The organism is Paludibaculum fermentans (genome assembly GCF_051172195.1).
In the GTDB taxonomy this organism is placed as follows: Bacteria; Acidobacteriota; Terriglobia; order Bryobacterales; family Bryobacteraceae; genus Paludibaculum; species Paludibaculum fermentans_A.
On sequence record NZ_JBPJAQ010000001.1, the window covers coordinates 6,355,796 to 6,378,171 of the forward strand.

The window sequence follows — 22,376 nt, forward strand, 5'->3', positions numbered from 1 at the left end:
GACTGCATGGTCTTTGTCATCGATGATGACCCGTTGGTACGCGAGTCCATAGTCGACTTGGTTGGATCAGCCCATCTTCCCGTTCTAGCGTTCGGTTCCACTGCCGAGTTCATGGCCTGTGCCCGCCCACCCGTCCCCGCATGCCTCATTCTCGACGTTGAATTGCCCGGGCTGAACGGCATTGATTTCCAATCAGAGCTCCGCAGCACCGGTGTCGAGTTGCCAATTGTCTTCGTGACTGGCCACGGCGATATACCCATGAGCGTCAAGGCCATGAAAGCCGGCGCTTTGGAATTCCTGACGAAACCTTTCAGGGGACCGGATTTGATCCAGGTCGTGATGCAGGCACTGGAAAAGGACCGCGATTCCATTCAGCGTCGGTCCGCTATGCTCGACCTCCGCACCCGTTTGGAAAGTCTCACCCCACGCGAGCGCCAGGTACTCACGCTCGTCGTCCGGGGTCTCCTCAACAAGCAGATCGCGGGCGAGTTGGGAACTACTGAGTTGACCGTTAAGGCGCATCGTGGCAAAGTGATGCGCAAGATGCGGGCCGCCTCTCTGGCCGATCTGGTCAGAATGGCTGAAAGACTCCAGGAGTCCACCGGAGAATCCTCGTCTTCGACCAAAGTGCAATAGACCGCGATGCGCCCATCCATTAAGATCCCAGTCAGGGACAAAGCCTACCGGAAGAGGGCCCTTCGGAGTTAGGTGAACAAGATACATTCGGGTCAAATCGCCATCGTCGACGATGACCCCTTGGTTCGAGATGGGCTAAGGGACTGCATGGAATCAGCAGGTTACTCGGTTGAGGCCTATGGCTCAGCCGAGGAGTTCCTGGCGGCGATACCGCTGCGCCCGCCCTTGTGCCTGATCGTCGACTTGGAATTGCCTGGTATCTCCGGCCTGGAAATGCAGGGAAGGCTGCGGGCGATGGGAAGCAGGGTTCCAGTCGTCTTCGTCACAGCTCATGGAAGTGATTTGAACCGGGAACTGGCTCTGAGGGACGGCGCGGCCGCGCTGCTACCCAAACCCATCCGGCGGGCAGAGTTACTGAAGACGGTGCAGGCGGCAATGGAGCGGTAACGGCCATCAGCCGCAATCTCGATGGACGTACGGTGGCCCCGGCCGGACCGCTATGGGCGCCGGGAACAGGGCCGGGATGATGTCGCCAGGTGCCAAACCGCAACGGCGCACGAGGGACGTCTCGCTCCCCAGCGAAACGCCCGCCCTTGATGTGGCATTCGGCCTCGCTATACGGTAATCACCACTGATCTTGGGAAGTTTAGCCGCAGATACTCACAAGGAGACTCATTCGTGTATTCCAAATCCGATGTATCCTCCGATTCCGAGATAGTCATCGGCGAAAGTGCGATATTTCGACATATTCTGTATCAGGTCGGCATTATCGCGAAGAGCGATTCGGTGACGTTGATCCAGGGCGAGACAGGCACAGGGAAGGAAGTGATCGCGCACGCAATTCACTCTCAAAGCCTGCGTAGCCAGGGCCCTTTCGTGAAGCTCAACTGCGCCGCAATCCCGGCGGCCTTGTTGGAGAGCGAACTGTTCGGCCACGAAAGAGGTGCCTTTACTGGCGCTGTTGCACAAACCATGGGCCGGTTCCAGCGGGCCGATCACGGAACCCTGTTTCTCGACGAGATCGGTGACCTGCCGCTCGAACTGCAGCCCAAACTGCTCCGCGCCCTGCAGGAGAGGGAGTTCGAGCGCCTGGGGGGAACCCAGACGATTCGTGTGAATGTACGCGTGGTAGCGGCCACCAACCAGGATCTGGCACAACTCGTCGCCACCAAACAATTCCGCCCGGACCTGTACTATCGGCTCAATGTCATTCCCGTGACGCTTCCTCCGCTCAGGGATCGAGTACAGGATATTCCCCTGCTGGTGCGGCATTTCGCCGAGAAGTTCTCAGCCCGGCTGCAGAGACCCATGTTGACCATTCCACCCGAGGTCATGGATGCTCTTCAGGCCTACGACTGGCCCGGGAACATCCGGGAGTTGCAGAACTTCATCGAGCGCTCCGTGGTACTCTCCGCCGGGCCGGTGCTGCGTCCCTCTTTGGCTGAGTTGTGTCATCTCACCAAACAGCGCACCGATTCCGTTGCTCAGACCTTTGCTGATGCCTCCCGCGATCATATCCTCGAAGTCCTGGAGCAAGCCCAATGGATGATCGGTGGCCGGCATGGGGCGGCCGAACGGCTCGGACTACCGCGTACCACTCTGATCTACAAGATGCGAAAGCTGGGCATCGAGCCGCGCCGTTCTCAACACGCCCGCTCAGCCCATCGCCTCGGACTTGGTTCCGGATCAGAACCGCTTGAGGCGGCGGCTCACTGTTGAGATTCCCTTTCGCACGCCTGGCCCCCGCCATCCAGTGCAACCGGTTGCCCAGGGAAAGCGTGCCCCAGCGATCGAGTGGCCGAATTGCGGCCTCGCGATGAAACCGGGGAGGGCCAGCGAACCGGCCCCCTTCCGTCAATTGGCTCGCTGCGTCAGACGGCCAGTTCTCCCAGGTAGTGCCCCAGGCGGGTCTCCACATCACCCGCTTGATGAAAGCCGCGGTCCATGAGCTTCCGGATGCGCTCTTGCGCCCCCTTTCGACCCAATGAGTCGATGAATGCGCCCCATTCTGGTGCGATCTCCGAATCCGGCGGCAAGCTCGCTGTATTCACCAGCCGCTTGGTTTCCGAGATAGCCTGCTTGTCGAACGAGGCAATTCTCTTGGCCAGGGCATCGACAAACCCGTTCAACTCAGCATCCGGCAATGAACGGTTGACGTAGCCGTACAACTCCGCCAATGCGCCGTCAACGTCATCCGCTCCCAGTAGGACTTCCAACGCCCTCCCGCGTCCAATCAGCCGCGGTAGCCGCGCCATCGGTCCTCCTCCCGGAACCAAACCGGCGCCCACCTCCCACTGCGACAGAACCGCTTTCTCCCGGCTCGCGAATCGCATATCGCACGCCAATGCGACTTCGCTGCCAACCCCCGTTGCACGTCCGCGAATCAGCGCGATCGAGACTACCGATGCGCGGCTCAGGCGAACGAGCATGTCCGGCAACGGCTGCAGACCAGTCGGCCCCGGAGGGAATTTCGTCGAATCCTCCAGCGGGGCGAGGAAGTCGTAGTGAGTCAGAAAAAACCCGTCAACCGCGCTGTCAAATACCACTACTTTGACCTTCCCATCGGTCTCAAGGCCAGACACGACCTCTTCCAGTTGTGGAATATTCGCTGGTCCAAAGATGCCGACGGGCGGAATATCGAACGTGACCTGCCAGTACTCGGCCGAGTGCTTGGTAGTCCGGATTGTGCTCATTCAGGGGCTCCTGTCGTGGGTTGTGTCCGAGAGGACACCTTGAGCATTTGCATACGACCGGCCATTCGCCTTCAGCTTTGTATCCCTTGCCAGGCTTGAGGTCGCCGCAACTCCGGCGTGTCGATAGTGCGCAGGCCGACACCAATGACGGACGCAGCCAGGAAAATACGGCGCTGAGCCTGTGCTGGTGCAGCGTGAAATGGAGAGCGGGCGATCCCCGTTAGCGGGTATATAGCCATTCCGACGGTCCAGTTTGGACGACAGCCCAAGCTACTGCCTGGTCCATGCACGCTGCTGAAGCTGGAACTGGTTTCAAAGAGAAATCAGGTTGGCTGGTCACCCGCTTCATACTCCATTGACACAGGGCGCACCGCACAAAACGAGACTGGCTAGCAGTCTGTGGCGGAAGTCCCGCTAGCCGCGCGGCAGGGGCTTGCGAGCCCATGGCGCGAAGAGCCGGCCGAACTAGTGCCGGCCACTCGGAGGCCGGCTCGACACTGCCATGGGCCGCAACCCCTTGTCGCCCTTTGGGTTCGCTCCGCCGCCGGCCTTCCTCCCGGAAAAAGGCGACTCTCTTCGGAGCGGCTTCGAAATCGCACTTCAGCTGCCATTCTGGTACCGGCGGTGGTGCGAACGCGGCTGCGCGACTTCCGCCACAGGCTGCTAGTACTACTGGGTCATAAAGTATCCGAAACTCCAGGCTCATCGAGGAAGCATTTCTTGATGAGGCATGACTCCTCGGCAGGTTTTTGGACAGGCTGTGAGTGAGGTACGTGGCCTTCTTTGCTTGGCGGCTGCCCGCCGACAGCAACAGGTGGCGATTTGTATCGGGCTACCCCGCCGGCCTTGCCATGCGCAGAGCCGGAAGCCCGGCCGACTCCGGGCAGTCGGCTATCAATCCAGTCTGGACCACCACCACCGCGGCGGCCTGCCGGCGTTGTCTCGCCATGCGGAGACGCAGCAATGTCGAAGTTCGCTCCAAAGCCTGGCATGCTGAGCCACGCGCCTCGCAGCATACCTGCCAGGGTTGAGATCGATTCTGCTGCCGGCCCTTAGCCTGATGTGGACCCGCAGTAAGGACAGTGAGGCAATTCCCTCAGCAGAAGGCGCGCCAACACAATGCGCAACGTCGCGATCGAGTGCGGGTTATGCCGCTCCGGGCGTGCTCGACGAACCGCGTGGCCGGAAGTCCGGCGCCGGCCCGAGGGCGGCGAATCCAAGATGACCGGCGCGGGCAGAGGGGGAAAAACGGTTCCGCTCGGCCACAAGGAACCCATAAGCTGCGATGCAAAGCGTAGCGTGATGGTGGAATCCGCGCCAGTTGCGACCTTCAAAATGGCCCAGCCCGAGTTCCTGTTTCAACTCCTCATAATCCCGTTCGATGATCCACCGGTGCTTAGCCATCCTGATCAACGCCTTGAGCTTGGTAGCGGGCGGCAACGTCGACAGCCAGTATTTGGTGGGTTCTTTCTCCCCTTGCGGCCATTCGATCAGCAGCCATTCTTCAGCACGCGGTTCCGCTTTTTCGTAATCTCGATGAGCCGGGCGTACGCGGACGGCGGCGAAGCGGGAATGCAACTTCCGGTCTGCGCCTTCACGCCATGTGATTTCCTGGAAGGCTGCCGGGGGCAGACTCATCGCCAACTGCTTGACCGAGACAGGTTGATGGTCGGCAGTCCGCTGCAATAGCCGCGGAGGTCTTCCCATCTTTCCTCGAGGCTTCGCCGGCAAAGGCTGTTGGCCGGGCTCCCAGACCGTGATCGAACCTTGCACCCCGACTGCATATTGCAGGTCGAGTGCGGTGAGTCCGTCACGAAACTCGGTGTTGATGCCGTAGGCCGCGTCGGCCAGAACCACGCCACGGTCCAACTTTGCAGCAACCGCCGCCCGGATCTGATCCAGCGCTATGTCCGGCTTGGTTTGAAACTCAACCTCCGTGGGGACTTCGGCCTTTTCCCGCCGCTCGGAATCATCGGCCCACTCCTTTGGCAGATACAGGCGATAGGCGATCGGCAGACTGGAACTCCATGTGGCCACTGACAGACTTACGGCTACCCGACAGTTGTCCTGTTTGCCCACTTGTCCGCAGTACTGACGGGCGACGCCCACCGAGTGCTTACCCTTCTTCGGGAAGCCTGTGTCATCCACGATCCAGGCCACCAGTGGCCCCTGTCTCCGCATCGCCGGCAAAACATGGTTACGCACTTCCGCGAGCACCGTCTCGTCGCTCCAGCGGGCCTTGGCCACCAAATGATGGAGAGACTGGCGCATCGGCTGGACGTTCTCCGGATCCAGGCGGGCGGCCATCGGCTCAATGCTCTTGCGTTCACCGGGCAATAGCAGGCCTTTGCAGTAGTTCTTCAAAGGGGCGTGCCGGTCTTCGTGCCCCGCGGCGTTCGCCAGGCCCTCCACATATGCCGCGAAGCGTCTCTCTTGTGGGCCTGGCGCAGTATGACGTGTTCCCACGAAACAATTCTACAACAAATTGTTCGTTTGTGACCCAGTAGTACTAGGGAAAGGAATCAATCACGACTGGAGTCCGCAGGCTGCGGCGGACAGTTTGGGCAAACGCTGGACGACTACCGAGGGGGGATCCGCCAATGGCGGCCGATAGAGAACGAACTGGAGCGGGAAGGCATCAGATCTTCAGACCTTTTGTGGGGGTTGCTGCGGACACGTACATGAGCTAAATTCCTGATTGCTATGGATAATCCCTTCCTCGAAAGCACCGAGGCCGTTTCTGACGAAGAACTGGTGTCGAGGGCGCAAGCCGGCGACAGCGATGTGCTCGATGAGTTGCTCACACGTCATCAGCCGTGGATCTTCAACATCGCCTTTCGGATGCTAGGTGGCCGGGCCGATGCCGAGGATGCCACGCAAGACATTCTTGTCCGTGTTCTGCAGTCCCTCCACACCTTTCGAGGCAACAGCAAGTTTCGGACGTGGCTATACCGCGTTGCGGCGAATCACCTGTTGAATGTTAGAAAGCAGAAGTGGACCGCGTCCGAGGCGATCTGCTCGTTCGCCGACGCTTCCGCCGGGCTGCGGCGCGTTCCCGACTTCGATCCTCCCGATCCCCGCACGGTGCCGGTTCCGGTGGAAGTACTGGTGGAGGAGACAAAGATCTGCTGCACGATGGGCACGCTCCTTTGTCTGGACGGGCGCCAGCGGCTGGTGTTCATTCTTGGCGAGGTCTTCGGCGTCAGCGACGAGGTCGGCGGGGAGGTCGTCGAGGTCACACCGGCCAACTTCCGGCAGATCCTCTCCCGCGCCCGGCGGGATCTCTATGAGTACCTGCGCGGCAACTGCGGCCTCCTCAACCCGGACAATGTCTGCAAGTGCGCGCGGAAAACACGGGCGTTCATCGAAGGCGGCTTCGTCGATCCGAGCAAATTGCAGTTCACCGCGGACTACCGCCGCCAGGTGCGCGAGGTGGCCGGCGAGCGCGCCGATGAGTGGGGCGAGGCACATGCCAAATTCGCCTCCAGCCTTTACCGCAACCATCCGTTCTACGAACCCGCCAAACAGGTCGCCATGGTCCGCGAGATGCTGGCCGCCATTTCGTTGGAACCCAGGGCGTGATTTTCCTGCGGCTGTTGTCACAGAGGACTTGGCGGACTGTCCAATAGGTTAGAGGTGGAGACTTGAGAAAAACAGTTTCGGTTCTTTCCTGCGTTGTTGCCCTGTGGATCCCGGTGGCTCGGGCGGGCTCTGACGCAGATACCGTTCGGGAGCTCCTCGTTTTGGAGCGGCAGGCGATGGACGGATGGCTTAAGGGTGATCCCGATCCGCAATTGGCGATCTCAGATCCCCGTATCACCTTCATCCATGACGTCGTGGGGAAGCGCCTCGAAGGGCTTTCGGCGCTGAAAGAATTCTACGCGCCATATCGCGGCGCGCCTTTGTTCGACAGTTATGAGCTTCTGAGCCCAAAGGTCCAGGCAGCCGGTGATGTCGCGGTCCTGACGTACCAACTTGCGCGGCACAACGGCTCTGCGACCACGTACTGGAACGCCACCCAGATCTACAGGAAGAACGCGGAAGGGTGGCGGATCATCCACACCCACTGGTCCGCTGCCAAGGAGCGGCAGCCGTGAGCGACACGGCCCCAAACGCATTCATCGGCAGAACAGAGGAGCCCTCCGACGCTGATCTCACCAAAGCGCTGGGTCCCGCCAAGCCGATTTGGGACGGGCTGGTTACCGACATGGCGGCTCAACACGGCGTGGCCACCCGGGAGTGGAAGTCATACTCGCCCAAGACCGGCTGGGCGCTGCGTCTGATGCGCGGGAAAAGAACAATTCTCCGGCTCGCGCCGTTAGAAGGCTGCTTCCAGGTGGGGTTCATTCTTGGAGATAAGGCCCTAGTGGTAGCGCGTCAATGCGGCCTTTCGGCTCAGGCCCTCCAGGCTCTCGATCGGGCGCAAAAGTATCCGGAAGGAACGGGTGTTCGACTCCTCATCAAGAGGCCAAAAGACATCCCGACGGTGAAGAAACTGGCTGTCGTCAAGCTGGAGAACTGATGACGACCTCCGGTATTCTCTTCGGTCGCCGCTCACTCCAATGCGCATGTGGGCACCGGGGTTTTTTGCGGTCCTCCCAAACGGCGTAGCGCTTACTAGAGTCCGCCAAAACCGACAATTGCCGTGACGGCCCTTCTTCACGCGGCCTGCTGCCGACAAATCTGACGCTGCTTTCGTGCCTCCTCCAGCTTCCGACCTCGCTCAGCATGGATCTCGTGCTGACGGCCGGCGAGCATGTCCTTCGTGGTGATGGAGCCAATGGCACTCTCCATTTCCAACTGAACCGGAACAGAGTCCACCCTTGCCCCCAATCGGTTGACGGCCGTCGCCCCTCAGCCCATCACGGCCATTCAGACCTCCAGAAGCTGCCATCCGAGGGCGCGGCTCATCAGTCAGTCCGTGCATGCGCGAGGCGAATCCGGCTCGTGAGCGGGGTACAGGCCTTGGTTGCCGGTTCGCCACTGGTGGCACAAGGCTCCCAAGCAGGCGGACGGCACCGCAGTTGGGAGATAATCAGGAGTCAACTCACTCTGGAGCTTTTTGTTTCATGGCTAAGATTCATGTGAAGAATCCCGTGGTCGAGATGGATGGCGATGAGATGACGCGGATCATATGGCAATGGATCCGCGAACGTCTCATCCTCCCTTACCTCGAGATCGACCTCAAGTATTACGATCTGTCGGTGCAGAAGCGCGACGAGACGAACGATCAGATCACCATCGACTCCGCGAATGCGACCAGGCAGTACGGCGTCGCCGTGAAGTGCGCCACCATCACGCCCGATGAAGCGCGTGTGAAAGAGTTCGGCCTGAAGCAGATGTGGCGCAGCCCCAATGGCACCATCCGCAACATCCTGGATGGCACCATCTTCCGCGAGCCCATCATCTGCAAAAACGTGCCGAGGATTGTCAGTCATTGGGACAAACCAGTGGTTGTCGCCCGCCACGGCTTCGGCGACCAGTACCGTGCCCAGGACTTCACGTTCCCCGGGCCCGGCACCCTGAAACTCGTCTTCACGCCCACCGACGGTAGTGCGCCCATTGAGCGTGTAATCATCGACGCTCCCAGCGCCGGCATCGCCCTGGGTATGTTCAACCTGGACAGCTCCATCTCCGGTTTCGCACGCGCTTGCTTCAACTACGCCCTCGACCGTTCGTATCCGGTCTACCTGTCAAGCAAGAACACGATCCTGAAGGCCTATGACGGGCGCTTCAAGAATCTGTTCCAGGAGATCTTCGATGCAGAGTTCAAGTCTGCCTTCGAAGCCAAAGGCCTGACGTACGAGCACCGTCTCATCGACGATATGGTCGCGGCGAACCTGAAGTGGAGCGGCGGCTATCTCTGGGCCTGCAAAAACTACGATGGCGACGTGCAATCAGACACTCTCGCACAGGGCTATGGCTCACTCGGCCTGATGACATCGGTCCTGATGTCGCCCGACGGCAAGACTGTGGAAGCGGAAGCGGCGCACGGAACCGTCACGCGGCACTACAGGATGCACCAGCAGGGGAAACCCACCTCCACCAACCCGATCGCGTCAATCTATGCCTGGACTCGCGGCCTGCATCACCGCGGCACTATGGACGGAACCCCGGACGTAGTCGACTTCGCCGCCACTCTGGAAAAGGTCTGCGTAGACGTCGTGGAGTCTGGAAAGATGACCAAGGATCTGGCCATCCTCATCAGCTCCGACCAGCCCTACTTGTCGACGGAAGCGTTCATGGCCGAGATCGACTCGGAACTGAAACGCCGTCTCTCGTAGAGGATTCTGCCAGTGGAACCGGGCGCCGTCAGGTTTGGCGGCGCCCTTTTTACTGCCCGGTCCAGCCTCATGAGTGGATTGGCGCGTACTCAGGCCAGGCAGAGCTTCACTAGTTCCGCGATGTTTGCTTCCCCGGCGCACATGACCGTATCCGCGCCACCCCAATAGATTTTCACCGTTCCGTCTGCCTCGGGCACTGCTCCGCACGTGAACACGACATTGTGTACATAGCCCGTCACTTCCCAGGGATCCTCGGGCTGGAGGATCCACGAGTCGCTCACGCCCAGCAACTTCGCCGGATCCTTCAGATCATGGAGTGCCACGCCCAGCCGGTAGATCGCTCCATCCATCGTCTTGAAGACTCCGTGATAAATGGAAAGCCACCCCTCCGCGGTCTTGAACGGCGGGGCGCCTGGACCAATCTTCATCTCATCCCAGTGGTACGGCTGGGGACGCATGAGAAGCTGGGAATCGCCCCAGTAGCGGAGGTCCGGAGAGTAGGAGATCCAGATCGACCACGGAGCGATCTCCGAGTGCGGACGGTCCAGCCGGGCGTAGAGTCCATTGAACCGCTCGGGGAAGATCACCACATTCCGGTAGTCGGCCTGTGTAATGAGCGAGACACGTTCAAGCTCGACAAAGTCCTTCGTTTTCGCCAGCGCCACGCGAACACCATTTCGTGAGTAGGCGCTATAAGTGATGTGATACTCGCCCTCAACCAGGCTGATCCGTGGGTCCTCCACTCCGAATTCCTCGTAGGCCGCGAACGGGCCCTCTTTGGCCGGGGTGAGGAAAGGCTGGGGATCAGCAATGAAGTGGTAGCCATCGTCGCTGCGGGCCAGGCCCAGGATCGACCGGCCAGTTCTAAGATGGGACCGGAAGAGCATGATGTACTCTGCGCCATGCTTCACGACAGCGGCGTTGTGCACTGTCTCCACGGGGTAAGGTATTGCGGCTTTGGTAAGAACGGGATTGCCATGGTAACGGCGAACGACATCCTGAGTCATCTCTTTTTCTCAGCCTCCAAGTCGAAGATTGTCTGGTAAACACGCTCGTACGACTGCACCATCGCCTCAACGGAAAAGAGCTGCTCCACGCGCCTGTGGCAGGCCAACCTGTCAATCCCAGGCAGCCGCTGCAGGCATTCCACTGCTTCCGCCACGCTGTTGACCATGAATCCGGTCCGGCCATCCTGAAGCACCTCGCGGCAGGAGCCTAGATCCATGGCGATGACTGGAATTCCAGCCGCATTTGCCTCCACGAGAACGAGTCCAAAACGCTCTGGAATCGTATTGAGGTGCAACAGCACCCGGGCACGTGAGAACAGCTCATTCTTGCCCGCGATATCCACTGGTCCGATGTAGCGGATCTGTTGATTCAGGTGCGGCTCCACCTTCTCCCGAAAATACGCCTGGTCCTGGATGATGCCGGCGATCAGAAGCGGCAATCCACTCAGTTGCGCCACCTCAATCGCCAGGTGGACGCCCTTGTCGGGGTGGATGCGCCCCAGGAAAATCAAGTCGTCCCCGGGACGTTCAATCAGTGGGTACAGCGACAGGTCGATTCCGTTGTAGACGGTGCCCAGGTAGTTCAGCCCCGGTGCGCGGTCGGAATCACTGATCGACACAAAGTAGCCGTCACGGTACTTGTCATATACCGGCATGATCCTGGGCGAGGAGAATCCATGGATGGTGGTGAGGACGGGCGTGCTGGTCAGGCGGGTGTAGCAAAGCGCCATGAAGTCGTAGTGGCTATGGATGAGGTCGAACTCCGCGGCGTGCTCGAACGTTTCGGAAATGTGCAGGTACTCAGCCACCTTCGCATCCACGCGATTGTCCTCCTCATAGCCGCGAGGCACCACCGCGTGCAAGCGGGCACGGGTCAATGAATCGCCGGTCGCGAACAACGTCACATCCCAGCCCCTGGCCGCCAGCCCCTCTGCCACATTGCTGGCGACGGTCTCCCAGGCGCCGTACTGCCTGGGCGGCGTGCGCCACGCCACCGGCGAAAGAACGGCGATCCGTTTGGAGGCGTTACTCATGGCGTCGCATCCGGTTCCACATGCATCTCGATCGAGGCCTCCATGCCCGATGAGATTCCACCGCTGAACACACCCGCGATCGGGGCGGCGAGATTGTGATCGAAGCCGGCCGCCACCGCCACGTGCGCATTCGAGACGACGAGTCCGCGGGAGGGATCATACCCGCGCCACCCGGCACTGGGCAGGTAGACTTCAGCCCAGGCGTGCATGTACGACTCCGCTCCCCCTGCGGCCGCGCACTCATACCCGCTGACAAACCTCGCCGCAATGCCCATCACACGGCAGATGTCGCAGAACAGGACAGCCAGGTCGCGGCACGATCCTTCCCTCGCTGCCAGCGTCTGGTCAGAGCTCCAGGGCGCTCCGTCCGGACGCGTAATGTGCCGGCAGGTGAGGAAGATCTGTTGATTCAGCGCGGAAAGGAACGCCAGGGAATTCCACTGCGCGCCCGCCGCCAGAACCTTGGCATACTGCTTCACGGCTTCGCTCACATGTCCGTCCAGGCGGTAAGAGGCCAGCGCCGTGCAAAGCGGTTCCAGGTACCACAAGGGCAGGTTCAACGATGCCTCACTGTGGGCAAAGTCGAACGGGTTGTCACGCAACATCTCGATGCGAAAACGGCTGCGGACGGTCAGCGAATCCGTTGTCGAATCGAACCACGCATTCAAGGCGAGGTTGCCGTCCTGGTCCAGGCACTCTGTGGTGCCTGCCGGGGCCGGAGTGATCCTCATGTCGAACGAGAGCAGCCGTTGCGTGCTGTTGGTGCGCGGCCGCAACCGGAAAGTATGCGGTTGGAGGCATACCGGAAAATCATAGCGGTACACGGTGGAGTGTTCGACGGAAATCCTCATACGGTTAATGGTCGTTCAGGCAGTGACAGACAATTCCGGCTCCATGGCAGCCAGAACCTCGGACAGGGGTACCGTGGCGAAGCCGGTGGCGTGATCAGCTAAGCCGTAGGGGATAATCAGCGTGCCTTCGTGGATCAGGAAGCCGCAGGTGTAAACGACATTGGGCACATAGCCTTCCCGCTCGTCCGCATTCGGCTTGAGCAGGGGCTCGCGCAACCGGCCCAGCACCTTCGTCGGGTCATTGAGATCCAGCAGGAAAGCGCCAATGCAGTATTCCCGCATCGGTCCTACACCGTGGCTCAGCACCAGCCAGCCGGCCTCCGTTTCTACCGGCGATCCGCAGTTACCCAATTGCACCAGCTCCCAGGGAAACACCGGCTTCAGCAAAACGGTGCTTTCATTCCAGAAGTGGACGTTCTCAGAGAACATGATCGAGATGTTCTCGTTGTCCTGCCGCGACAGCATGGCGTAGCGGCCGTCGATCTTCCTCGGAAACAGAGCCATCCCCTTATTGATGGCGGCCGGTCCGTTCAGGGTGATGAATCGGAAGTGGAGGAAATCTGAGGTCTCCACCAGCTCCGGCACCACTATTTTCCCATCGTAAGCGGTGAAGGTCGCGTAGTAGTCAAGGTGGCCGTCCTCGTTCTCGAAACAAACGAATCGCGCGTCTTCGATCCCATTCCTCTGGGAGGGAGTGGCCGGGAAGAGGATGCGTTCCGACATCTCCTGGTCTGCCTCGAATTGAACTTCGTAGTTCGATCGTCCCAGCATCCAGACGCCCTGCGCGGCGGCCTGATCCTTCTGCGTCATGCCGTCGGGCAAACGGAATTGTTCTGCCTTCAGTGCCGCCCTAAGCTCCTCCAATGTGAAGGAGGGCGCCAGCTTATTCATAATCCGCCGCGTGAACTCACCATTGAGATTCAACTCGGCCAGCTTCCGTTCGAAAAGCGGCTTATCGTACGCCGGGTTGGAGATCTGGCGGGGTTCTGTCAGGAAGCCCGTCGGCGTTTGGACTTCGATCCGCTTGTCGGGATGGACGATGCCAGTCCGGAAGGTAATGGAGGACACATGGCCTTCGCCCGTGGCCCTCAGGCTGAGAACAAATCGCAGTGCCCCGTCAGGAAGTCCGGATTGGTCCGGGTGGCGCACGATGGAGGGGTTGAACAGCGCGGCCGACTCCAGGGAGTACTCCGCCAGGAAGTAGGAGCCGATCAACAGCCGCCGCGTTTCAGAGACCTCCGGCCCGGGAGGCAGGAGGTCACAGACCTGGTCGTACCGTTCCAGGAAGACTCGATGGATATCCTGGTGGCGGTGGCGGAACCCCTGGCAGATCCCCTGCACCAGTGGTGCTATCTCTTCCTCACGGAGAGCCATAATCCGGCCGATAATCTGGCTGGTCCGCTGGTCATCTCCGGGGTTGAAGGGGCGCAGGAGCACACGAGACTGGTTGGGCTGCAAAATCGTGGATGTGCGAGTGACATGCACCGCGGGCGTCGTCATGAGTGGACTAGTTTCCGATGGCAATGGGTTCCTTGAAGCTGGTCATCATATTCTGAGCGAGTTTCATCTCGGCTAGAGAAAGCAGGAAGGCCAGCGTGGATTCAGCCCCCTGGTTCCGATTGACACGATCTACATGCAACCCATCCCCGCAGGCGCCGCTTTCTGGCGAGTAGAGTTCCAACCCAAGGTCGTTCCAGCCGAGAAACCAGTCGAACGCACGCTGCGACTGCTCATACCACCACACATCCGAGGTGGCTCGGTAAGCTTCCAGGCAGGCAGAGACCATCGCTTGCGCTTCAATGGGTTGTTGATCGAAGTCAGCCCGCGGTCCGCCCCGTTTGTAGAATCCATTGCTGCCAATAGGCAGAAAGTGGCCTTTTTCGGAGATCTGCACATCATTGAGCCACCGCAGGGCGTCCAGGCCTTGTTGAATGACGGCCGGTTGCCCCGTGGCCCGTCCGGTCAGGATTAACGCATGGGCCAGCTTCGCATTGTCATAGGAAAGCTCCTGCTCAAACCAGATCCAATCCGGTGATGCATTGCGCTTTAGAAGGTCCATCAATCTCGCCAGGAGAGTCTCTCGCGTCTGGTTCACCAGGCTGTCACCACTCAGGCGATGAAGGTATTCGTGAATCCCCAACAGGCCAAAAGCCCATGCGCGCGGGGAAGTGAACTCCAGCACCGCCGGCAGGGACAGTGCGAACAATTGCCCCGCCATCAACTGGAAGCTGCGAAACGGCGAACGGCCCACGCCCACGCCGAGCGCCCAGATCGCCCGCCCCTGGCAATCCTCTGATCCCTGCTCATCCAGCCACCGCCGGTCGAAACTCAAGTGGTTGTGGAAGCGGCTCGTCTGTGGCTCAAAGGCATGCTGAAGGAAGGAAGCACAGGTGGTGGCCAGGGCGCGAACGCGTTCCAGATCCTCACCCAGTTCACCCAGCAGCACTGCGAGAATGAAGGCCCGCGCGTTGTCGTCCGTACAATAGCCCTCAGAGAAGTTGGGGATGCTGAAGTTCGCGTGCTGGAAGACGCCGGTTGAATCGGTCATTCGCTGCAGATGGTTCAGCTTCAGGGCAGGGAGCTCCCTCGGCCGCCGGTCGAGCGTCTTGGTGAGCAGCGACTTCCGGGATGGCGCCGTGCCCTGCAGCCGCGATAGTTCGAATGAGTTCATGTAGAGCTGCGCGACGTTGCTCCACACCATTTCCCGGCCGATGCGGTAGGCATTCTTGCGCATCGCATGCCGGCGGGTATCATCCCGCAGTAACGCCGATACTTCGCGGGCCATCGACTCCGCATCCGCGAAAGGAACCAGGACACCACGCTCGTCGGCTAAGAGTTCGGCCGCGTGCCAATAGGGAGTGGACACCACCGCCTTGCCCGCCCCAAACGCGTACGCCAGTGTCCCCGACGTGATCTGCGCCTCATTGAGATACGGCGTGATGTACAAATCCGCCGCGCCAATGAACTCCTTCAGGCTCTCCAACTCCACAAAGTCGTTGTAAAAGATGACGTTCTTCTCGATCCGGCTCTTCTTGGCGAGCAGTTCGAGGCTCATCCGGTACGCCTCGCCGTGCTCCCGAAGTTCATTCGGGTGAGTGGCGCCGAGGACGATATAGACGACGTCGGGAAACTCCTCCAGTACCTTGGGCAGGGCCTTGAGCACATACTCAATGCCCTTGTTCGGCGAGAGCAGGCCGAACGTAAGCAGGACAATCTTTCCTTCTACGCCGAACTGGTCTTTGAAGTAGGTGGGGTCGACAAAACCCACATCGGGGATGCCGTGCGCAATGAGATCGATCTTCGCCAGCGGAGCCTCGTAGATGTCCTGCAGCATCTGGCGGCCGCGCTCCGCCATCACCACCACTCGCGTCGACAACGAAATGATCTCCTGCATGACGCGTCTCTGGTCCGACCTCGGCTCGCGCAGGACCGTGTGCAATGTCGTCACAACCGGCATCCTGAGTTCCCGCAGGAACGCCAGGATGTGGCCGCCCGACGGACCTCCGTAGATCCCAAACTCGTGCTGCAGGCATACGATGTCGACATTGCTGATATTCAGGAAGTCCGCTGCCCGGAGGTAGGACGACAGGTCCTGTTCTTCAATCTCGAAGCGCACAACTTCCGGATAGTCATAGCCGCCCTTGATGTCATTGACAGATACACAAAGGCACTGGCTCTGCGGATGGGCCGCGGCAACCGCGGACAATAAATCCGACGTGAACGTGGCGATGCCGCACTTGCGTGGTAAATGGTCGCCAACGAAGGCGATCTTATGAACTTTCGATATTTCTTTCATGAACTGTTTCCCGCGAAAATTGATCAGGCCGGCCTCACGTATTCCGTTCAGTCGCGGCGCTTTGGCCTTTCCTGCGCCGAAACCTTGCGGGAGTCGGGGCGGTTTGTTGTCCAGTCGTAGGCGATGTGGCGTCCGCACTCCAGGCACACTACGTACGTCGCCTTGGGAGGGATCTTTGAATCAACTGTCAAATCGTCGTTGCGGGCCGTCATCGGGAAGGTGGTCCGGCGATGGGAACAGCCGCACAGCCATCCAACCACACTTGTGATTCGATTCCAGAACTGCACGATCAGCGATCCGGTCTGTGCCATGGGCAACTCACTTAGCACGCCAGGATTCTGCGATAGCGCGGCTGCCACATCGAATCCTGCACTTCCTGGACGATGTCCTTGAATCTTACCTGCGCCAGGCCTTCGGAATGCGCTGTCTCAACCACAGCCACGGCGACAGTCGCCGACACGCTGCGCAGGTCATCAATGTGTGGCAGCAGCGAGGCGCCCGGCTGCCTTACCGTCACCAGGCTCGATACCGCGTTCGCCGCCGCCAGGAACATGCTGTTGCTGATCCTGGTCGCTCGCGAGACGACGACGCCCAGCGCCAGCCCCGGGTAAAGCATCGCATTATTAACCTGGGCGATGACGTACGTCACACCACGATAGGTCACCGGAGCGGAGGCGCTGCCCGTGGCAATGAGAGCCCGTCCACCCGTCCAGGCGATCAGGTCGGCCGGCTTGGCCTCAGCTCTCGCCGGCGGATTCGAGAGTACGAAGATGATAGGCCGTTCCGTGTGGGCGCTCATCTCCTTCACAATCTCCTCTGTGAAGCTGCAGTAAGCCGCCGAGGCGCCAATCAGGATTGTAGGCTTCACATGATGCACTACTTCGGCCAGGCCGATCCCGCCGCCCTGGTCCCGGCTCCACCCCTTGCTCTCAGATTGCGGGCGGGCATAGGGCTTCTGGTAATCGCCCAACCGGTCGGCCAACTCCGTAGTCAGCAGGCCTGCTCGATCCACACACCAGAAACATCGCGCTGCCTCCTCCGGCGAAAGACCCTCGCGGATCATCGCATCGCAAATCTGGTCGGCGATGCCAATGCCCGAGGTGCCGGCTCCGAAGATAACGACACGCTGATGCCGCAGCGGGGTCCCCGTCACACGCAGGGCCGATATCACGGCGGCGAGTGTGATGGCGCCTGTGCCCTGCATGTCATCATTGAAAGTGCATGCGCCGCCCCGGTATTTTTCCAGGATGCGCCGCCCGTTCCCAGGCGCAAAATCCTCCCACTGCAACAACGCATGCGGGAATAGCCTGGTCGCCGTCTTCACGTAAGACTCGATGAACGAGTCATATTGATCTCCGCGGATCCTGGGGTGCCTGTTTCCAATGTATGTGGGGTCGGTCAGCAGGCTTTCCCTGTTGGTCCCGACATCCAACATCACCGGAATCACCCGCGTGGGGTCGATCCCACCAGCGGCCGTGTAGATGGCGAGCTTGCCGATGGACACTTCAATCCCCCCGACGCCCCAGTCGCCAATGCCCAGGATCTGCTCGGCGTCCGTAGCAAGGATCAGGTCGATCTCGTCCGGTCCCGCCCCCAGGTTCGCAAACGCTTCCTCAATCGCCTCGGTGTGATCGATGGAGAGATATACACCGCGCGGCGGCCTGCACTCATGATGGTATTGCTCCATCGCCATCCCTACCGTGAGGTCGTTGACAATCGGGATCATTTCACGAAGGTGCTCCGAGAACAGACGGTAAAACAACACCTCGTTCCGGTCGTGCAGCGCCGTGAGGTAGATGTTCTTGCTCAAAGCATCGGAGAGCTCTTCATATTGGAGGTAAGCCCTCTTGACTTGCGTCTCCAGCGTGCTGATCTCCGGCGGCAGCAATCCTGTCAGGCCGAGAGCCTTTCGCTCTTCTATCGTGAAAGCAGTCCCCTTGTTCAGGGTCGGAGAGCTTAGAACGGCCAAACCACGGGCTGTGGTCGAGTAGTGGCCATCGTTGCTCTCCCTCTGCTTCGTCAACGGCGCGAGCATCGGAATCACTCGCTGTCGCATAGGGCAAACTCTCTTTTCGGTGCGCCTTGCCCCACGCCTTGGCGATGGCACAAAGGGCGCTCGATCACAAATCGGGCGCTGACCGGCAGCGCGCCAGCGTACTGGTTGATTCCGCCATCGGTCATACCCGTATTGCTTTGCACTCCATGGGCCTCAACGCTCAGGCCGCGTTTGCACTACTCCTCAACGCGCACAATGGGCGGTGATGAACCGGACACCTTGAGTGGACTTTGACCGAGTGATGTCACTTGACCAAATGTGGTCATCTGGCGGCAGGCCAAACCGGGTCTCGGATCCAGTCCCATGCGAAAGTCTTCACCTCGGCACGCGCACGCTGCTCACCGTGCTCCACAGCCCCACGGCCTGCAGCAACCAGATACATACGCAGACGACAACTACGACATTTAGAATCGATTTGATGCTCGACGCCATGGGAATGAATCTGTTCACCAGATACAACCCAACACCCACCAGAATCAGCATGACAACGATGTTCAGTAATGGCATTTCCTCTAGCTCCTGGAGAGGAAGCTAAGCAATCCGCGACCCATCGTCAAAGTGAGGATTCCTTTTTCTGACCAAATGCGGTCGGAATTCGGGGTGGACTACTGGCGGGCAAGTGGTAGCATGGTCCATAGTTGCCGGTTCCGGCAGCAGTTGGTTTCGAGATCCTTTCGGCTTCAACTGATTTCGTCTCTGGCGCGGCCGCCGGCCGCTTTGATCGAGGGCGGGAAGGGAGAAGCGCGATGTTTTCCAGGGACCGAGATTCCGAAGCCCTCCAGTGGCTTCTGGAGAATGGTCCAAAGGCGTGGGGACTGCTTCTCCAGGCCGTTGCCTCTTCTCCGTCTCAATACGCAAAAGTCATCGAATCCGCATCCGCCGCTGGCGCGGATGAGTGCGCGCTGTTCCTTCTGGACGCAGAGGGTCATATCGTCGACTGGGACGCCAGCGCCCAGCGCCTGTATGGTTATGCGACCGGCAGCATCCAGGGGCAACACCTCTCCGCGCTTTTTCCTGCGCAGGAGACACAGGCCCTGGAATCGGAAGACCGGCTCAACCGCGCCGCCACAGCCGGATACCTGGGCAATGAGGATTGGCAGGTCAGGGCGGATGGTACAAAATTCTGGGCCAACGCCCTGATTCTGGCGCTGCGGCAGGATGACGGAAGCCTGCGCGGCTTCGCCTGCGCCGTCAGGGACTTCAGCGATCGCCACGATCGGGATGAGAAATTGCGCCGCGCCCATGCACGCCTTCGGACCGGGCCTGCCCGGTCGACCATCGCAGGCGTAATCTCCGGTGAGTTGGATCGCGTCGTCGAAGTGAATGATGCCTTTCTATCCCTCGTGGGCTATGCCCGGGAGGAGCTTCTGGCGGGCCGTCCGCACTGGCACGAACTGACGGTGCCGGAAAACTGGCCGCTCGACGAACTCGCTCACGAAGAAGGCCTGCAATCGGGCGCCTGCACTCCTTATGAGAAAGAACTGATCGCACGGGATGGCAGCCGCGTGCCCGTGCTCGTCGCCACGGCCGTCTTGAAACTAGCGCCCTTCAGCTGGATCTCTTTCGTCCAGGACTTGCGCGACCGCGACCAGCGCGAGAGCATTGCCGACGAGGTCCTGGACCCGGCGCACGATTTCGGAGAGATTGTAGGCACCAGTGCCGCGCTCAGGAGAGTCCAGGGACAGGTGGAGTTGGTGGCGCCCACCGACGCCAACGTCCTGATCCTGGGAGAAACCGGCACCGGCAAAGAGCTCGTCGCACGCGCCATCCATCGCATGAGCCCGCGCAGAAACCTGCCCTTTGTCACCCTGAATTGCGCTGCGATTCCAACTGGACTGCTCGAAAGCGAGCTGTTCGGTTACGAGCGGGGCGCCTTCACCGGCGCACTCTCGCAGAAGATCGGGCGCTTCGAGATGGCGCACCGCGGCACCCTGTTCCTCGACGAGGTCGGCGATATCCCGCTCGACTTACAGCCGAAGTTGCTGCGCGCTCTTCAGGAGAAGTCCTTCGAACGCCTGGGCGGCACCAAGACCATTCCCATCGATGTCAGGCTCGTGGCTGCCACCAACCGCAACCTCACCCAGATGATGGGCGACAAGTTGTTCCGCAGCGACCTCTACTACCGGCTGAAGGTGTTTCCCATCACCACCCCGCCCCTGCGCGAGCACCCCGAGGACATTCCGACGCTCGCACGTCACTTCACCCGGAAATATTCACTGAAGATGAGCCGCAACATCGACAAGATTCCTTCCGGGACCATGACCGCCCTCGTCAGCTACGCCTGGCCGGGTAATGTCCGGGAACTCGAGAACTTCATCGAACGGTCTGTCATCCTGTCCAGCGGGGCGGTTCTGCGCGCGCCCCTGGCCGAACTGCAGCTGGATCAGGCCCCGTTCACCGGCAGCGTCACGCTCGAACATATTGAGCGCGAACACATTATCCGCATCTTCCGGGAAAGCGGCGGAGTGGTGACCGCCACCGCTACACGTCTGGGTCTGCACCGGACAACTCTCAACGCGATCATGCGCAAGCTCGGCATCTCCCGCAATGATCTGTGACCCGGGCTTGCCAGTTGACCACGGGCGGTCATTTGGGGCGTCAGTACAGCCCCCGAAAAGTGCTTTCACCAAGGCGAGGTAAGTCGCTCGCCCGCAGCGCAATGGCATCAGCCGTGCAAGATATGATTTCCAGGGCTTCTACCCAACCCCCACGGGGGAGGAGGTGGACGTCCACGCTGCGACCGTGCAACGGTGCATCGGTGGAATGTTGCGATCCAACATCGTTTCCAGTGCCGGAATGCTGGCGCTGGTGTTGTGGCGATGACCGGTCGCCCCTCAAGTTGCGGGCTCAGATAGGAGAGTTCATGTGGAAGGCGGCAGCCTTGGCTGGCCTGATTCTGTCGGGGATCATCTCAATCAACGGTCAGACGACTTCGGAGCTGCACGGGTTCTTTCGGAATCAGATGGGCTTGACGGAAGATCAGATCGCCATGGTGGACCGCGGCAAAGCGGTGGCCAAACTGATCAATTCAAAGGCGCCCGGCGAGGTCATCATCTTCGGAGCTGTTTTCGTGGATGCGCCCCCCGCCGACTATGTCCAACTTGCGCTCGACGTGGAACGGTTGCGAAGATCGCCAAGCTACCTGGCCGTGCGCCGCTTCAGCAGCCCGCCCGCCGCCTCCGATCTCGACGGCTTCTCGCTGGAACCCGACGATATCAGGAACCTGAAACTCTGCCGGCCCGGGAAGTGCGGTGTTCAATTGCCCGCCGACGCGATGCATCACCTTCAACAATCTCTCAACTGGTCGGCGCCGGACATCGAAGCGCAGGTGAACGAACGCATGCGAGGCGTCGCCCTCGACATCGTGCGCAGATACCAGACCGACGGCAATCGCGTGATTGGCAACTACCACGATACTGAGCATCCGTTCGACCTCGACAGTCAGTTGCGCGCCCTGCTGGGCCGCTCCGAAGCGCTTCCGCACTACCTTCCGCAATTGAGCCGCTTTCTGCTCGACTATCCGAATGCAGTGCCGGCAAACGCACAGTCAGTGCTCTACTGGGAGCGGGTCAGCTTCGGTCTCAAACCAACACTGCGGCTGAATCATGCCATCGCCTATCAGCCCACCGGACCGATGAATGGAGCACAGGTGGTGGTAGTAAAGCAGTTATTTGCCAGCCACTACTTCCAGCTCGCGCTCGATGTCACTGCCTGCGTCCCCGACAACGTTCGCCGCGGATTCTACCTCATCACGTTGAAGGGCTCGGCACAGCAGGGGCTGACAGGCTGGAAAGGCGCCCTGCTTCGGTTGATTGTCGTCAGCCGCACCCGTTCCGCCCAGGAGAAGATCCTGCTCAACATCAAACAGGTCCTCGAAGAGAAACAGCAGGCAGCCCGGGCCCGCTAATCTTCCGCCTGCCCGCCCGGTCGCAATCCCAATCCCGCCCCCCAACCTCGATTTCTGCCGCCCCAAATCGTATGACCGCGCCACGTCACTTGACCATGCGAGGTCATTCGCA

19 protein-coding genes are annotated in these 22,376 nt (G+C 60.3%); 9 read left to right on the top strand and 10 right to left on the bottom strand.

Annotation, left to right across the window (positions count from 1 at the left end):
- The first annotated feature begins 6 nt into the window (after window positions 1-6).
- From ACR9Y2_RS25545 to ACR9Y2_RS25555, 3 genes are all read left to right on the top strand, one after another.
- The gene (locus tag ACR9Y2_RS25545) at window positions 7-636 is read left to right on the top strand and encodes a response regulator transcription factor (RefSeq protein ID WP_435044543.1); all 630 of its coding nucleotides are present in this window, start codon (window positions 7-9) and stop codon (window positions 634-636) included.
- A 72-nt stretch (window positions 637-708) separates the two neighbouring features.
- Complete coding sequence (locus ACR9Y2_RS25550) at window positions 709-1,083, top strand: response regulator transcription factor (RefSeq protein WP_435044544.1); 375 nt, start codon at window positions 709-711, stop codon at window positions 1,081-1,083.
- A 231-nt stretch (window positions 1,084-1,314) separates the two neighbouring features.
- Window positions 1,315-2,355, top strand: a complete 1,041-nt coding sequence (locus ACR9Y2_RS25555; protein WP_435044545.1) for a sigma-54 interaction domain-containing protein — start codon at window positions 1,315-1,317, stop codon at window positions 2,353-2,355.
- 152 nt (window positions 2,356-2,507) lie between these two features.
- On the opposite strand, the gene ACR9Y2_RS25560 is transcribed toward ACR9Y2_RS25555, so the two are convergent.
- Complete coding sequence (locus ACR9Y2_RS25560) at window positions 2,508-3,329, bottom strand: enoyl-CoA hydratase/isomerase family protein (RefSeq protein ID WP_435044546.1); 822 nt, start codon at window positions 3,327-3,329, stop codon at window positions 2,508-2,510.
- A 1,146-nt stretch (window positions 3,330-4,475) separates the two neighbouring features.
- Window positions 4,476-5,795, bottom strand: coding sequence for an IS701 family transposase (locus ACR9Y2_RS25565; RefSeq protein ID WP_435044547.1), 1,320 nt, complete (start codon window positions 5,793-5,795; stop codon window positions 4,476-4,478).
- Between the two features lie 237 nt (window positions 5,796-6,032).
- Here ACR9Y2_RS25565 and ACR9Y2_RS25570 point away from each other — a divergent pair, with 237 nt between their 5' ends.
- From ACR9Y2_RS25570 to ACR9Y2_RS25585, 4 genes are all read left to right on the top strand, one after another.
- A complete protein-coding gene (locus tag ACR9Y2_RS25570; RefSeq protein WP_435044548.1) occupies window positions 6,033-6,911 on the top strand; it encodes an RNA polymerase sigma factor in 879 nt (292 codons plus the stop codon).
- Window positions 6,912-7,024: 113 nt separating this feature from the next.
- Complete coding sequence (locus ACR9Y2_RS25575) at window positions 7,025-7,426, top strand: YybH family protein (protein WP_435044904.1); 402 nt, start codon at window positions 7,025-7,027, stop codon at window positions 7,424-7,426.
- Window positions 7,423-7,851 carry a DUF3788 family protein gene (locus ACR9Y2_RS25580; RefSeq protein ID WP_435044549.1) on the top strand — a complete coding sequence of 143 codons (429 nt, stop codon included), beginning with the start codon at window positions 7,423-7,425 and terminating at the stop codon, window positions 7,849-7,851. The genes ACR9Y2_RS25575 and ACR9Y2_RS25580 overlap by 4 nt, the downstream gene beginning before the upstream one ends.
- A gap of 547 nt (window positions 7,852-8,398) precedes the next feature.
- The gene (locus ACR9Y2_RS25585; RefSeq protein WP_435044550.1) at window positions 8,399-9,613 is read left to right on the top strand and encodes an NADP-dependent isocitrate dehydrogenase; all 1,215 of its coding nucleotides are present in this window, start codon (window positions 8,399-8,401) and stop codon (window positions 9,611-9,613) included.
- Window positions 9,614-9,702: 89 nt separating this feature from the next.
- On the opposite strand, the gene ACR9Y2_RS25590 is transcribed toward ACR9Y2_RS25585, so the two are convergent.
- From ACR9Y2_RS25590 to ACR9Y2_RS25625, 8 genes are all read right to left on the bottom strand, one after another.
- A complete protein-coding gene (locus tag ACR9Y2_RS25590; RefSeq protein WP_435044551.1) occupies window positions 9,703-10,620 on the bottom strand; it encodes a glycoside hydrolase family 130 protein in 918 nt (305 codons plus the stop codon).
- Window positions 10,617-11,654: a glycosyltransferase family 4 protein gene (locus ACR9Y2_RS25595; RefSeq protein ID WP_435044552.1), complete on the bottom strand. Its 1,038-nt coding sequence runs from the start codon at window positions 11,652-11,654 to the stop codon at window positions 10,617-10,619. Before ACR9Y2_RS25595 ends, ACR9Y2_RS25590 begins: the two co-directional genes overlap by 4 nt.
- Window positions 11,651-12,505 carry a transglutaminase family protein gene (locus ACR9Y2_RS25600; protein ID WP_435044553.1) on the bottom strand — a complete coding sequence of 285 codons (855 nt, stop codon included), beginning with the start codon at window positions 12,503-12,505 and terminating at the stop codon, window positions 11,651-11,653. The genes ACR9Y2_RS25595 and ACR9Y2_RS25600 overlap by 4 nt, the downstream gene beginning before the upstream one ends.
- Before the next feature lie 15 nt (window positions 12,506-12,520).
- Entirely contained in the window at window positions 12,521-14,005 is a 1,485-nt protein-coding gene (locus tag ACR9Y2_RS25605) for a glycoside hydrolase family 130 protein (protein ID WP_435044554.1), read from the bottom strand.
- 7 nt (window positions 14,006-14,012) lie between these two features.
- A complete protein-coding gene (locus ACR9Y2_RS25610; RefSeq protein WP_435044556.1) occupies window positions 14,013-16,301 on the bottom strand; it encodes a glycosyltransferase in 2,289 nt (762 codons plus the stop codon).
- A gap of 47 nt (window positions 16,302-16,348) precedes the next feature.
- Window positions 16,349-16,612: a hypothetical protein gene (locus tag ACR9Y2_RS25615; protein WP_435044557.1), complete on the bottom strand. Its 264-nt coding sequence runs from the start codon at window positions 16,610-16,612 to the stop codon at window positions 16,349-16,351.
- Window positions 16,613-16,623: 11 nt separating this feature from the next.
- Complete coding sequence (locus ACR9Y2_RS25620) at window positions 16,624-18,357, bottom strand: NAD-dependent malic enzyme (RefSeq protein ID WP_435044558.1); 1,734 nt, start codon at window positions 18,355-18,357, stop codon at window positions 16,624-16,626.
- Between the two features lie 315 nt (window positions 18,358-18,672).
- Window positions 18,673-18,864, bottom strand: a complete 192-nt coding sequence (locus ACR9Y2_RS25625) for a Thivi_2564 family membrane protein (RefSeq protein WP_435044559.1) — start codon at window positions 18,862-18,864, stop codon at window positions 18,673-18,675.
- A gap of 239 nt (window positions 18,865-19,103) precedes the next feature.
- Here ACR9Y2_RS25625 and ACR9Y2_RS25630 point away from each other — a divergent pair, with 239 nt between their 5' ends.
- Both ACR9Y2_RS25630 and ACR9Y2_RS25635 read left to right on the top strand, forming a co-directional pair.
- Entirely contained in the window at window positions 19,104-20,915 is a 1,812-nt protein-coding gene (locus tag ACR9Y2_RS25630) for a sigma 54-interacting transcriptional regulator (protein ID WP_435044561.1), read from the top strand.
- A 305-nt stretch (window positions 20,916-21,220) separates the two neighbouring features.
- Complete coding sequence (locus tag ACR9Y2_RS25635) at window positions 21,221-22,264, top strand: hypothetical protein (protein WP_435044562.1); 1,044 nt, start codon at window positions 21,221-21,223, stop codon at window positions 22,262-22,264.
- The last annotated feature ends 112 nt before the right edge of the window (window positions 22,265-22,376 follow it).